This window comes from Roseibium sp. 10G30-5 (genome assembly GCF_055809635.1).
Map to the genome: position 1 here is coordinate 616,790 of NZ_CM147918.1, position 13,316 is coordinate 630,105.

At 58.1% G+C, this 13,316-nt stretch carries 9 protein-coding genes, 1 tRNA gene, 2 pseudogenes and 1 CRISPR repeat array (1 of these 13 cut by a window edge); of the genes and pseudogenes, 5 read left to right on the forward strand and 7 right to left on the reverse strand.

Going from position 1 to position 13,316, the window contains the following annotated elements; translation table 11 throughout:
• The 4 genes from AC0L7U_RS03130 to AC0L7U_RS03145 all read right to left on the reverse strand — a co-directional run bounded on the left by AC0L7U_RS03130 (nt 1) and on the right by AC0L7U_RS03145 (nt 3,346).
• A complete protein-coding gene (locus AC0L7U_RS03130) occupies nt 1-981 on the reverse strand; it encodes a TRAP transporter substrate-binding protein (protein WP_473693743.1) in 981 nt (326 codons plus the stop codon).
• Between the two features lie 116 nt (nt 982-1,097).
• Entirely contained in the window at nt 1,098-2,291 is a 1,194-nt protein-coding gene (locus AC0L7U_RS03135) for a LysR family transcriptional regulator (RefSeq protein WP_473693745.1), read from the reverse strand.
• A 153-nt stretch (nt 2,292-2,444) separates the two neighbouring features.
• Entirely contained in the window at nt 2,445-2,888 is a 444-nt protein-coding gene (locus AC0L7U_RS03140; protein ID WP_473693747.1) for a DUF1932 domain-containing protein, read from the reverse strand.
• Nucleotides 2,876-3,346 carry a hypothetical protein gene (locus tag AC0L7U_RS03145; protein ID WP_473693749.1) on the reverse strand — a complete coding sequence of 157 codons (471 nt, stop codon included), beginning with the start codon at nt 3,344-3,346 and terminating at the stop codon, nt 2,876-2,878. Before AC0L7U_RS03145 ends, AC0L7U_RS03140 begins: the two co-directional genes overlap by 13 nt.
• A 152-nt stretch (nt 3,347-3,498) precedes the next feature.
• On the opposite strand from AC0L7U_RS03145, the gene AC0L7U_RS03150 reads away from it, so the two are divergent.
• From AC0L7U_RS03150 to AC0L7U_RS03165, 4 genes and pseudogenes are all read left to right on the forward strand, one after another.
• On the forward strand, nt 3,499-4,233 hold the full coding sequence (locus AC0L7U_RS03150; RefSeq protein ID WP_473693751.1) for a PIG-L deacetylase family protein: 735 nt from the start codon (nt 3,499-3,501) through the stop codon (nt 4,231-4,233).
• Between the two features lie 242 nt (nt 4,234-4,475).
• Nucleotides 4,476-5,450 (forward strand): annotated as a pseudogene (locus AC0L7U_RS03155) (VOC family protein).
• Nucleotides 5,451-5,467: 17 nt separating this feature from the next.
• Nucleotides 5,468-6,140 (forward strand): annotated as a pseudogene (locus AC0L7U_RS03160) (4-carboxy-4-hydroxy-2-oxoadipate aldolase/oxaloacetate decarboxylase).
• Nucleotides 6,141-6,240: 100 nt separating this feature from the next.
• Entirely contained in the window at nt 6,241-7,329 is a 1,089-nt protein-coding gene (locus AC0L7U_RS03165; RefSeq protein ID WP_473693753.1) for a 4-oxalomesaconate tautomerase, read from the forward strand.
• Between the two features lie 65 nt (nt 7,330-7,394).
• Here AC0L7U_RS03165 and AC0L7U_RS03170 read toward each other — a convergent pair whose 3' ends face one another.
• From AC0L7U_RS03170 to AC0L7U_RS03180, 3 genes are all read right to left on the reverse strand, one after another.
• Entirely contained in the window at nt 7,395-7,814 is a 420-nt protein-coding gene (locus tag AC0L7U_RS03170; RefSeq protein ID WP_473693755.1) for a DUF779 domain-containing protein, read from the reverse strand.
• A gap of 136 nt (nt 7,815-7,950) precedes the next feature.
• Complete coding sequence (adh, locus tag AC0L7U_RS03175) at nt 7,951-9,471, reverse strand: aldehyde dehydrogenase (protein ID WP_473693757.1); 1,521 nt, start codon at nt 9,469-9,471, stop codon at nt 7,951-7,953.
• Nucleotides 9,472-9,592: 121 nt separating this feature from the next.
• Nucleotides 9,593-10,528: a helix-turn-helix domain-containing protein gene (locus AC0L7U_RS03180; RefSeq protein ID WP_473693759.1), complete on the reverse strand. Its 936-nt coding sequence runs from the start codon at nt 10,526-10,528 to the stop codon at nt 9,593-9,595.
• A 465-nt stretch (nt 10,529-10,993) separates the two neighbouring features.
• On the opposite strand from AC0L7U_RS03180, the gene AC0L7U_RS03185 reads away from it, so the two are divergent.
• Nucleotides 10,994-11,083, forward strand: a tRNA-Ser gene (locus tag AC0L7U_RS03185).
• A 120-nt stretch (nt 11,084-11,203) separates the two neighbouring features.
• Nucleotides 11,204-13,316: direct repeats of the CRISPR family, unit length 28 nt; unit sequence TCTCTCAGCCGCCTATCCGGCGGCGAAC; it runs 74 nt beyond the window's last position.

Sequence of the window (13,316 nt, forward strand, 5' to 3'; positions counted from 1 at the left end):
TCAGTTCGCCTTCAAGGTATCGACGATCTTTTGTGCAGGTCCGCCCGTTGCCTTGACGGCTTCTGGAATGACCTTTTCCGCCAGCGTGTTGAACGCTTTTGCCTGATCTGCATCGAGCCGGATCACGGTCTTGCCCTTGCTGTCGGCAAACCCCTTGATGCCCTTGGCGGCCACACGAAGCTGGCTATCGTGCCCATCGATGGCGGCCTGATGACCGGCTTCATCAATCGCCTTCTTTTCGGCTTCACTGAGGTTCTTGTAAGCATCCCGGTTCATCAGAATGAAGAACGGCGAAATGGTCGTCTTCATGCCCATGGTGATATAGTTGGCGACTTCACCCAGCTTGAAGGCATTGATACCCGTGCCGTCGATCATCGCTCCGTCGATCACACCCGTTTGCATGGCGTTGTAAATCTCGGACACAGGCATCGACACCGGCAGACCGCCCTGTGCCTCGACCAGAAGACCGGTATTGCGGGATGGCACACGGATCTTCAGCCCATGCAGATCGGACGGCGTATGCACGGCCGTGTCACGAGTAAAGAGAATGTTCTCTGCATTGGACCACAAGGCCACCAGATGCGCGCGACGGTATTCCGACTTGAACAGATCGAGATGATTGTCCAACTCGGTCGTGCCTGTCTTTTCATCCAGCAGACCGGGAAGTTCCGACAGCAGTGTCAGCGGAAAGTTGGAGGCAGTGTACCCTAGCAGGCTGACAGCCAACTCGGACACACCATCCAGAACGCGGGAATATTGCTCAACCGGCCCAGATCCCAATTCACCGCCATTGTAAAGCTTGACCGTCACCTTGCCATCGGTCGCCTTGGCAACCTGATCAGCAAAAGGCTTGAATGTTGAAGAAACATACGGATGGCCCGCAGGCATGTAATTGGCAAATTTCAATTGCTCTGCAGATGCCGCAGTCGAGGCAAGGCAAAGCCCCAGTCCAAGGGCTGCAAGTGTCAAACGAATAGTCATAATACCTCCCAAATTTTGCAAACGGAGGTCTCCCACCCCCGAAGACGAAATCACGCTTTCAGGTTCCATGCATGGCCGCCCCCCGACCAATAGAAAGCACCAGAACTTATATAATTTCAGGCTATAGCCATGTCTTTAGGAAGTGAAACGGCACGGATGCTGTCCAACAACAACAGCTGCGCAGGCGTGGGCAACCAGCCCTCGCGGAAGGTCAGTCCAATCTGACGAAATGAATTGCCGACACGGACCGGCAACACGCTGACCAGCCCCCTTTCGATCTCGGGCAAGGCCTGCAAGCGCGAGATACAAGCCAGCGTTCCGTGATCGAACAGCATCTCCCGCATGAGAATGATGGAGCCGGTTTCGATAATGCTGTCTGGCCGGGTTAGCCCCTCATCCTCGAAGAGCGCGTTGAAGTGCTGACGCGCTGGCGTGCCTTCACGCGGCACCAGCCAGGCCTTTTCCGCAAGGTCTGAAACTTGCGGACGGCCCCCGGATTTCAAAAAGGGATGATCGTTGGCGGACAGCAACACCAGATCATCTTCAAACAACGGTTCCTGAATCACATCTTCAATGGGCGCGGGATCGCGCAAGGCACCAATTATGAAGTCGATGTCACCACGCCGAACCCCGCGCAGCAACTCGTCATAAGGGCCGTCGAGCACCTTCACCGGCAATCTGGGGCGCTGGCGTCGAAACGCCGTCAATGCTTTCGGCAGAACAAACGAACGTGACAGAGGCAGTGCTCCGATCACAATCGTGCCGACCTCCTGCCCGCGCAGATCTGCCAATTCTGCCTCTGCCTGCTCCAATTCCAGAAAAGCCAGTCGAGCGCTGCGGGCAAGAGCGGTACACAATTGCGTTGGCAGAACGCCGTAGTGACTACGCTGGAACAGCGACCGGCCGGCCTCATACTCAAGCTGACTAACGGCACGGTGAACGGTAGGTTGCGAGATCCCCAGATGACGGGCGGCCAGAGAAAAATTCTGTGCTTCAGCAGAAGCGATCAGGGCCTGCAATTGAGCGCGCGTTGCCGTGATTTGCAAGCGCGGAGAAATATCGCAAAGCGTGGTATCCAATAGCGTGATGGAGCGGCGAATACGCGCTTCCAGTCTCCGCCCCGCCTCTGTCAGAAAGAACCCTTGTGGTCGCCTCAGGAAGAGGGGCAGCGCCGCTGTTTTTTCCAATTTGGAAATTGCCTGCGTCACGGCAGGTTGCGACACCAGGCAACGGTCCGCCGCCTGGGTAATCGACCCTGTGTCCGCAACGGCCAGGAAAACGCGCAAATGTCTTAAATTGGAACTGATCATACTGCGGTGTCCTGCCACAGCCACAGACATATCTCTTCCGCAGGTCATCACCGACGCACGGGCGGGCTGGACCCTTTCCTTATACCCGAAATGCTGAATATGCCAGTCCGTTGAACATTCAGCCGCCCCGCCCGAAAGAAGACATTCCGACTATCAGCTCGGCTCTGTGCGCATCGCCAGGGCGGCCAGAATTGCATCCATGCGTGTCCTCAGATCATCGTCATCGGCACTCACCCGCAAATTACCGATCAGCTGTTGCCAATCGCCGATTGCCGATGACATACCAGAGGGCAAGCCAAGCTCTCGCACAGTCGCTTCAACCTCGCGCATTTCTGCCGCCCGGCGCACACCATGCTGCATCATCCGCTCCAAATTATAGCTGGAGCGCGTTGGCCAGTCGATTTCCGGATTGGATTTCACCAGCGAACCGATCACATCCTCTTCCACCCCGGCACGGCGCGCCGCCAGCATGCATTCGGCCGTCAGCGCCTCCATGCCCTTGATCATGATCGAGCGGACCATCTTGATGGCACAGGCGTCTCCAACCCGTGGCCCGACGACCCGGAAGTTGAAATCCATGGTATTTAGAAAAAGCACTGCATCTTCAATATCCTGCCCTGCCAGAAGCAAAGGCGTCTGATGCCTGCGCGGGTACACCGGCGACATGACGGCTGTATCGATATACCGCCCCCCGGCAGCCTCGATCGCCTGTGCGGCAACGCGTTTGCTGTGCGGGGAACAACTGTTGCAGTCGAACCAGAATGCTCCCCCTTAAGATAGGGCGCGGATTGCTCCGCTGCCTGCACCGCCTGATCGGCCGTCACCAGAGAAAAGACAAAGTCCGCCTGCCCCAAAGCCTTGTCGCGGGTGGTCAACTCGATCCCAAGAGCCTGTGCTCTCGCGGTCAGGGCGGAGGCCTGGTCCGCATCCTCAAGTTTCACATCAAAGGCTTGAAAGCCAGCGCAATGCGCAAAGCCAAAGCCCTCTGCAAAGGCCTGTGCTGCCTCACCAAAACCAACGAACGCCAGCCTCGCCTTCTGTTCACTCCCTCGCATGCTATCCTCCTCCGCAGCTTGGAGAAATGTCGCGCGTTCGTCACCTCTTTCCAAGAAGCGATAGCTTGAACTTATATAGGGGAAGACCTTTCTAAATTGCCCGCCGTGCCCATCGGGTGCCTAGTGTCGCCAACACGTCTTGGAGGATCACGATGAGCACGAAAAAAACGGCTCTGGTCATCAGCGCTCATGCTGCTGACTTCGTTTGGCGCTGTGGCGGCGCAATCGCCCTGCATGCCAGCATGGGCTATGAAGTCACGGTGGCCTGCCTGTCTTTTGGAGAGCGCGGCGAAAGCGCCAAGCTCTGGAAGCAGGACGGCATGACATTGGACGAAGTCAAACGCGTCCGACACAAAGAAGCCGAGAATGCGGCCAAGGCCCTCGGTGTGCATGATCTCGCCTGTTTCGATCTGGGCGACTATCCGCTGCATCTCGAAAAGGATGACAAGTTCAAGCTCGTCGAACTGATCCGCAAGGTGCAGCCATCCTTCATGCTCAGCCATTCGCAATATGACCCCTACAACACGGATCATATGTACACGACCCAGATTGCTCTGGAAGCACGCATGATCGCTCAGGCGTGGGGCCACAACCCGAGTGAAAAAGTGCTCGGCGCGCCGCAGCTCTACCTGTTTGAGCCGCATCAAACCGAACAGATGGGCTGGAAGCCTGATACCTTCCTCGACATCACCCCTGTCTGGGAAAAGAAGCGCGCCGCCATTGAATGCATGGAAGGTCAGCAGCACCTCTGGCACTACTATACCAACGTCGCGGAAAACCGTGGCAACCATTTCCGTCGCAACTCGGGTGGTCAGTCCGGTGGCCGCGAAAGCCAGTATGCGGAAGGGTTTCAGTCGATCTTCCCGCGCACGGTGGACGAACTTTAAGTCCGGATCCGGCAGGCCTGCGCATCCCGCAGACCTGCCGCTTTGCATGAGAAATCGGACGCACAGGCGTCGTGACATTTTGCTTGCTTTCGCGTGACACGAGAGGCTCTGTCCGTGAAAGACCTGCACGAGCGACAAGCAAACTCACGGTGATCTGGCGCAAGGCTGCTGGCATTTTCTGCTCTTCTGCCTGCTTAAAGCCAAGTGCCACGCCAAACGCGCCCAGGAGGAGATCTTTTCGAATGACCACACACCCCACTAATCCCTCGTTCGATGTTGCCCATCTCGGCCACGTTGAGATGTACACCAACAAGTTTGACGAGAGCCTGACCTTCTTTACCGAAGTTTATGGGCTGACAGTTAGTGGTCAAGACGACACATCTGCCTATTTGCGTGCTCTGGGATGATTACGAATTCCATACACTGAAACTGACGCGGTCGCACACAACCGGCGTCGGTCATATTGGCTACCGCTGTGCGTCACCAGAGGCGCTGGACCGCCGCGTCGCTGCCATCGAAGCCTCTGATTTCAAGACCCTCGGCTGGGTCAACGGCGATCTCGGGCACGGTCGCGCCTTTCGCTTTGAAGACCCATTCGGCCACGTCTTTGAACTCTATTACGACACGGTGAAATACACCCCCGGCGACCATGATCGCCCAGCGTTGAAAAACAATGCCAGCCGGTTCCACGGTGTCGGCTGCCATCCCCGCCGCCTTGACCATGTGAACCTGCTTGCCTCCGATGTCACCGAGTTTCGCCGGTTCATGGAAACCTGCTCTAGGATCGCGCGTCACCGAGATGATCCAGCTCGACAATGGCCGCATAGGCGGTTGCTGGTTCACGATCAACAACAAGTCTTACGATCTTGCCTGCACGGAAGAGCATGGTCGTGGAGATGCCCGCCTGCACCACGTGACCTATGCCTGCGATCAGCGCGAGGACATTTTGCGCGCCGCCGACATCTTTCTGGAAAACGGCGTCCACATCGAAACAGGTCCGCACAAGCACGCCATCCAGAACACCTTCTTTCTCTACGTCTGGGAGCCTGCAGGCAACCGCGTTGAACTGGCAAATGCCGGTGCGCGCCTGATCCTGGCGCCGGATTGGGAACCCGTGGTCTGGAGCGAGACTGAGCGTAAAAAAGGTCAGGCGCTAGGGCCTCAAGACCATCGAGAGCTTCCATACACATGGAACGCCCCCCGTCGAAAAAGCATAAAACATAAGGAGTTTTCCATGGCCGTCGTCGTCCAGAACATCCAGCGCGCGCCCCAGCCCATCATTGACGCTCTTGGCGAAGCAGGTGTCGCCACCGTGCATGAAGCGCAGGGGCGCAAAGGTTGCCTTGCCGCACACATGCGTCCGATTTATCCCGGTGCCAAAATCGCTGGCTCGGCCGTCACGATTTCCGCTCCTCCCGGCGACAACTGGATGATCCATGTGGCCATCGAGCAGTTGAAGGAAGGCGATATTCTCGTCCTCGCTCCGACCTCGCCTTGCGACAATGGCTATTTCGGCGACCTGCTGGCAACCTCGGCTCAGGCGCACGGCTGCCGCGGATTGATTATCGACGGTGGCGTTCGCGATATTGCCGATCTCAAGCAGATGAACTTCCCGGTCTGGTCCAAAGCGATCTCCGCCCAGGGCACGGTCAAGGAAACTCTCGGCTCGGTCAATGTTCCCATTGTCTGCGCCGGCCAGCAGATCGAAGCGGGTGACATCATCTGTGCCGATGACGATGGCGTCGTGGTCGTGAAACGAGCCGAAGCCGAAGAGGTGCTGGAAAAGGCCAACCAGCGTCTCGCCAATGAAGAAATGAAGCGCAAACAGCCTGGAAGCCGGTGAACTGGGGATCGATATTTACGAGATGCGCCCTCGCCTTGCCGAAAAAGGCCTGAAGTACATTTGACATCTACCGGTCTTCTATCCCAATGCGCATTTCACTTCCTGCGCAACGGGTTGGAAGACCGGCAGGCACCCTTGACGACTTTTGGACGGAGCCAACGCACATGCCCCCTGCATCTGAACGTCTCGACGAGTTCGCCGACACGGGCATTCCCTGCCTGTGGATGCGCGGTGGCACGTCAAAAGGTGCCTACTTTCTGGCAAGTGATCTGCCAGAGGATATAAAAACCCGTGATGCGGTGCTCTTGTCCATCATGGGCAGTCCCGACCCCAATCAGATCGACGGCATAGGCGGTGCAGATCCGCTCACGTCCAAGGTCGGCATCGTCAGCCTTTCGTCCAGACCGGATGCTGATCTTGATTATCTGTTTCTGCAAGTCTTCGTGGATCAGGCGCTTGTCTCTGACGCTCAGGGCTGCGGCAACATTCTGGCAGGGGTAGGTCCCTTCGCCATAGAGCGAGGCCTTCTTCCGGTGCAGGGCGACGAAACGGAAATCCGCATTCATATGGTGAACAGCGGCGAACGCTCGATTGCGTTGATCCAGACCCCCAATGGTCGTGTCACCTATCGGGGAGCTGCGGCAATCGACGGTGTTCCCGGCCACCATGCGCCTGTTTCGCTGATGTTTGATGATGTTGCCGGGTCGATGTGCGGCGCGCTTTTGCCGACTGGAAATGTCGTTGATCGCATCAACGACATAGACTGCACGCTGATCGACAACGGTATGCCCATTGTGGTGCTTCGTGCCAGTGACGTCGGCATTACCGGAACAGAAACTCGTGAAATTCTCGATGGCAACGACGCCCTCAAGCAAACGCTTGAAGCCCTGCGCCTGAAAGCAGGACCGCTGATGAACCTTGGCGATGTCAGCGAAAAATCGGTGCCGAAAATGACACTTGTGTCGCCTGCAAGTGATGGCGGCGTTATCAGTACACGCTCCTTCATTCCACACCGTTGCCATGCCACGATCGGTGTCTTTGCAGCCGTCAGCGTGGCCACCGCCTGCACCTTGCAAGGATCACCTGCCGCAGAGATGGCCAGTTTGCCGGATGACACGCGGTTTCTGATCGAGCATCCCTCTGGAGCCGCCAACGTTCTGATTGAGCGCGATGATGCCGGGCGAGTGCACCGCGCCGGAACCATGCGCACCACCCGCAAACTGTTTGACGGGCGCGTTTTTCCGCACACCTGACGTGTCGCGTAGTCTGGGCCGAAACAACAGGACTAATCTGAAGCTGTCAGAATCGGTCTGACGACTCAGTCCAATGCAGCCAAGGCGTCTTCTTCCTGCGATGTCAAAACGCGAGAGCGTGTCAGGAACCGTTGCTCACGACCATTATCAAGGCTGAACATGCCGCCCCGCCCCGGAACCACGTCGAGAATGAGTTGCGTGTGTTTCCATGCCTGAAATTGCGGTCCCGAAATATAGACTTTCGCCCCCTCAACTTCGCCAAGACAGACATCACTCGCGCCGAGTTTGAATTCGTCCTTCGGGTAGCACATCGGCGACGAGCCGTCGCAGCACCCACCGGACTGATGAAACATGATGTCTCCATGATCCGCTCGAATTTCAGCAATCAGATCTCGCGCAGCCTGGGTTGCGGTCACACGGCAAAAGCCGTCCGCCCCCGCAGGCAGCTCCTCATCCGTGACACAGGATATAGGGGTATCGGTCATGTCAAACCTCCTGCATCGGAATGGAAATGTGAAAAGACGCGGTGACCAAATGTGGCCACCGCGCTTCTTGATGCGCGTTCATTGCGGGTGAGCATGAACGCCGTGTGGTCGGTCGATGCACGTGCACAGGTGCCTCTTAGAAGAACCCCAGTTTGTTGGGATTGTAGCTGACCAGCATATTTTTGGTTTGTTGATAGTGGTCGAGCATCATCTTGTGATTTTCACGTCCGATCCCGGATTGCTTGTAGCCACCGAAGGCCGCATGCGCCGGATAGGCGTGATAATTGTTGACCCAGACGCGCCCTGCCTTGATGGCGCGGCCAAAGCGATAGCAGGTGTTGGCGTTGCGCGACCATACCCCGGCACCCAGGCCATAGAGTGTGTCATTGGCAATCTCCAGCGCGTCGTCCTCGTCCTTGAAGGTCGTCACTGACACAACAGGACCGAAGATTTCCTCCTGAAAGACGCGCATCTTGTTATGCCCGCGCAAGATCGTCGGCTGAATGTAATAGCCACCAGACAACTCGCCACCAAGATCGGCAGCCGCGCCGCCCGTCAACACTTCGGCCCCTTCCTGGCGACCGATGTCGAAATACGAGAGGATCTTCTCCTTTTGCTCGCTGGACGCCTGCGCGCCCATCATGGTTTCAGTGGCCCGCGGATCCCCCATGACGATTGCCTTGGTGCGCGCCAAGGCCCGTTCCATGAACGCATCATAGATGTCTTCATGAATGAGCGCACGACTGGGACAGGTGCAAACCTCTCCCTGATTGAGGGCGAAAAGCACAAAGCCTTCAATCGCCTTGTCAAAGAAGGCATCGTCTTCCTGCATCACATCCTTGTGGAAGATGTTGGGAGACTTGCCCCCCAGTTCCAGCGTCACGGGGATCAGGTTTTCCGTCGCATATTGCATGATCAGCCGCCCGGTGGTGGTCTCTCCGGTGAAAGCGATCTTGGCGATACGCGGGCTTTGCGCCAGAGGCTTTCCAGCTTCCAGACCAAATCCATTGACGATATTCAGCACACCAGCAGGCAAGATATCTGCCACCAATTCGGCAAAGACCATAATGGTGGCCGGGGTCTGTTCGGCCGGCTTCAGCACCAGACAATTGCCCGCAGCAAGCGCCGGGGCCATTTTCCAGGCCGCCATCAGCAGTGGGAAATTCCAGGGAATGATCTGCCCCACAACGCCCAAAGGCTCGTGGAAGTGATAGGCGACCGTATCCCCGTCAATCTCGCTGATCCCGCCTTCCTGCGCCCGAAGCACGGAGGCAAAATAGCGGAAATGATCTGCCGCCAATGGCAAGTCCGCGGCCATGGTTTCCCGAATGGCTTTGCCATTGTCCCAGGCTTCGCAGGTGGCCAGCAGCTCAAGATTATCCTCAATGATGTCGGCGATTTTCAACAGAGCGGTCGCCCGGTCCGTTGGCGATGTTGCGCCCCAACCATCCTTGGCCTTGTGTGCCGCATCCAGCGCCAGATTGATATCGTCGGCATCCGACCGCGCAATCTCGTTGATCACCGCACCAGTGATTGGTGTCGTGTTGTCGAAGTAGCGACCATTCTTCGGCGGGACAAACTGGCCTCCGATAAAATTATCGTAGCGGGTTTTGAAGGGTGACTTCAGCAAGCCACTCACCTTGGGCATCTCGTTCATGATTTCCTCCCATATCGTCCAGTCCTCCAACCAGACTTGAGGAAACCATGCACGGGAGATATCGCCTTGTCTGCCAGCGCACAAAGACCCTGCTTGAAAAGTGTCTCACCTGTGAGACATGTCAGGCGTCTTTTTGACGAATGCCCAACCGCTTCATGCGGCGATACAAGGTGGCGCGCCCAACGCCGAGAGCTGTCGCAGCCTTGGAAACATTGCCGCCAGACCGGGCCAGCGCGCGCGCCACAGCCGCCTGCTCTGCCCGCTGAAATCCGCTGTTGGCATCGCCCCTGCCAAGCAGGTCCGAAGCGGGAATGGCCGAAAGCGGCCCGGTCAAAGCCAGATCAAAGGCCTTGCGCGCGCCGCGCGTTGCACCGACCACCACGTCATCATTGTCGACGGCCAGCAGGGCTGTCGTATCCGGGAGCAAGCCGCCTGCCACGACAATGCGTCGCCCCGGAAAGGCTGCCCGAAATGTCTCCGCCTCGATACGCCGCGCTGTCTGCGAGACAAGGGCTGCAATCATGCCATGCACCGCCTGGGTGTGATCGGCACGCGCAGACGAGACATCCAGCGCCGCCATGATGCGTCCATCCGGGCCATAGATAGGCGCGTCAATGCAGGTCATGCTGGTGTTGCAGGCGAAGAAATGCTCGTTCCTGTCAATGATCACATGCCTTTGCTCTTCCAGACAGGTGCCAATTCCATTGGTGCCTTCCGCAGCTTCGCTCCAGTCGCGGCCGGGCCACAGCCCCCAGGTGCGAAAAGCTTCCGCATCAGCCTCCGCACTGCGCTCTTCCAGAACAACGCCATCGGAATCCGTGAGAAAGACTCCACATCCAGAGTGCCCTACCAAAGTGTAAAGCTGATCCAGTTGCGAGGAGGCCAACCGCAGAACCTGTTCCAGCCGCATCTGGCGTTGGGCGAAGTCGCAGACAACGGACTCGCCCCGCGCCGGGCGAACCGACGGATCAAGCCCATGCTTGACAAGAGATCGGACCCAGGCCGCAGCCACGCGTGAGCGTGTCGGCGCATCCGCAGACCCCGTGGCTTCGATCACGGCCTTGATATGCTGACTTTGCGTCTGTAGCGGCTAAGGTCATGGCAGGCCTCACCTGATGACAAAAAACAGTGTTGGGAGGGCACACCCCTTCCAACCTGGAAGGCGACGATACGCCATCACCTTCCGCTTCGTAAACATGCAGTCCCGGGAAAGGGCGTGCCTCAAACGCACATTCCAGTGAAATGCTCGAGAGAAGCCCACCGGGGGCCAAGGACACTCACCAGTATTTCAGGCATGCCGCACACGGATCGACGCCGCCAGCCGATCCTGAGGGGCGCCCAAAGCCTTGTTCCGATGAACACTCCCACGGCCTCAGCACTCTTGCCCCAACAAAACCCAACCGCGCTTGTGGCCTTTCAAGATGCTGGATCACCGGCCGTACGCAGTGTTTTTCGCTCGCCTTTGTGGAAAGTCGAAAAAAGGCTTGAAACGACTGTCGATAATCCGTAAACGAGCCTTACTGGAGAGGTGGCCGAGTGGTCGAAGGCGCTCCCCTGCTAAGGGAGTAGGCCCGGAAGGGTCTCGAGGGTTCGAATCCCTTCCTCTCCTCCAGATTTCCTTTAAAATCAAATATTTAGCGAAGCATCTCAAAAGCAGGTGTTTTGGTTACCTCGCAGTTTCCTGCAAAACAGCGCAGGAACGTGTGGTGAACATACCGTTAGGCGCGTATTGTCTCTCAGCCGCCTATCCGGCGGCGAACAACACCCGGGTGCCGCCGCGCCGCCTCAAGTCTCTCTCAGCCGCCTATCCGGCGGCGAACGCTGGCAAAGTTCAGAAACCGGTTTAACGAGTTCTCTCAGCCGCCTATCCGGCGGCGAACGGCAGCAGCGCATGCATGCGGAGCGGGATCTGTCTCTCAGCCGCCTATCCGGCGGCGAACCAAAGCCCCCCAATCGTCATGGCGCGCATCTTTCTCTCAGCCGCCTATCCGGCGGCGAACATACGGAGCAGCGCCACTGCGTAAAACGCTCATCTCTCAGCCGCCTATCCGGCGGCGAACGTCTCTCCACTTCTCGGAGACAGCCAGCCGAATCTCTCAGCCGCCTATCCGGCGGCGAACATGCGCACCGCACTCCTTACCGGCGATTTTATTCTCTCAGCCGCCTATCCGGCGGCGAACAATTACGCGGTCAAGACCGCGCTCAATCTTTATCTCTCAGCCGCCTATCCGGCGGCGAACTGCGCGTCTCAACGCAGAGACAGAGCACTATTTCTCTCAGCCGCCTATCCGGCGGCGAACTTCAAAGCAGTGCCGCAGGCTGTAAAGCGTATTCTCTCAGCCGCCTATCCGGCGGCGAACATCAGGGTTCGCACGTCCCAATCAACGCCAGTTCTCTCAGCCGCCTATCCGGCGGCGAACATTGTGGATGATCCGACCGGGCGGGCGGCGCTTCTCTCAGCCGCCTATCCGGCGGCGAACGATGCGGGATCGCAGCATCCAGCCGAAATACCTCTCTCAGCCGCCTATCCGGCGGCGAACGAATTACGCCGTTCTGCCCACCCTTCTCTTTGTCTCTCAGCCGCCTATCCGGCGGCGAACGCGGTCAAGACCGCGCTCAATCTTTACAATCATCTCTCAGCCGCCTATCCGGCGGCGAACTTTTTGTGCCTGCCGTCTGGTGGGCCTAGATTCTCTCAGCCGCCTATCCGGCGGCGAACAGATGGAGAGACGGATGAGCACTCCGATTTTTTCTCTCAGCCGCCTATCCGGCGGCGAACAGAGTAACTATCAACCTTTGTTTTTACTGTTTTCTCTCAGCCGCCTATCCGGCGGCGAACGCATTTGACGCTGCCGGCTGGATGGAGACATGTCTCTCAGCCGCCTATCCGGCGGCGAACAGAGACGGCCCGCGTCGGACTGGTGATCAGCATCTCTCAGCCGCCTATCCGGCGGCGAACGTGCGCGACAGACTGTTGTCGGCGGGTGCTCTTCTCTCAGCCGCCTATCCGGCGGCGAACTCAGCGCCGAGCTGGTGCCGCAGCGCGGGCATTCTCTCAGCCGCCTATCCGGCGGCGAACGTTTTGGCTCCGGCTTACCGGCGATCAGACAGTCTCTCAGCCGCCTATCCGGCGGCGAACCAAACGCGCCCATGCCCGGAGCCTGAAATGGTTCTCTCAGCCGCCTATCCGGCGGCGAACTCGGCCCAGCGTGTCATCTCGGTTTCCAGATATCTCTCAGCCGCCTATCCGGCGGCGAACCACACCCCCCAGCACGGCCTCAACGGTCGCCGTCTCTCAGCCGCCTATCCGGCGGCGAACGTCGGAAGCCTTTTATCGCTTCAAATGCTTTTTCTCTCAGCCGCCTATCCGGCGGCGAACCATCATGCTCCAAACCGAGCAGATCGAGAGAGTCTCTCAGCCGCCTATCCGGCGGCGAACGGCTGTCAGTCATCAGCTTTGGGCGTGCCCTTTCTCTCAGCCGCCTATCCGGCGGCGAACGCCGATAGACGTGCAGATGCTGGACACGCGTCTCTCTCAGCCGCCTATCCGGCGGCGAACTCAGCCAGCCTGACTATCTACGGGTCATCGACTTCTCTCAGCCGCCTATCCGGCGGCGAACGATCAAGGCGAGGGACGCAAAGCTCTCGGAGCTCTCTCAGCCGCCTATCCGGCGGCGAACTTTGTCAAAGCCAGCACCAAAATCGCGATCGTTCTCTCAGCCGCCTATCCGGCGGCGAACTCAACCTTGCATATCAGCCGTAACATCTATCATCTCTCAGCCGCCTATCCGGCGGCGAACCTTGAGTTACCTCTCATGGCGGCCAGTCATCTCTCTCAGCCGCCT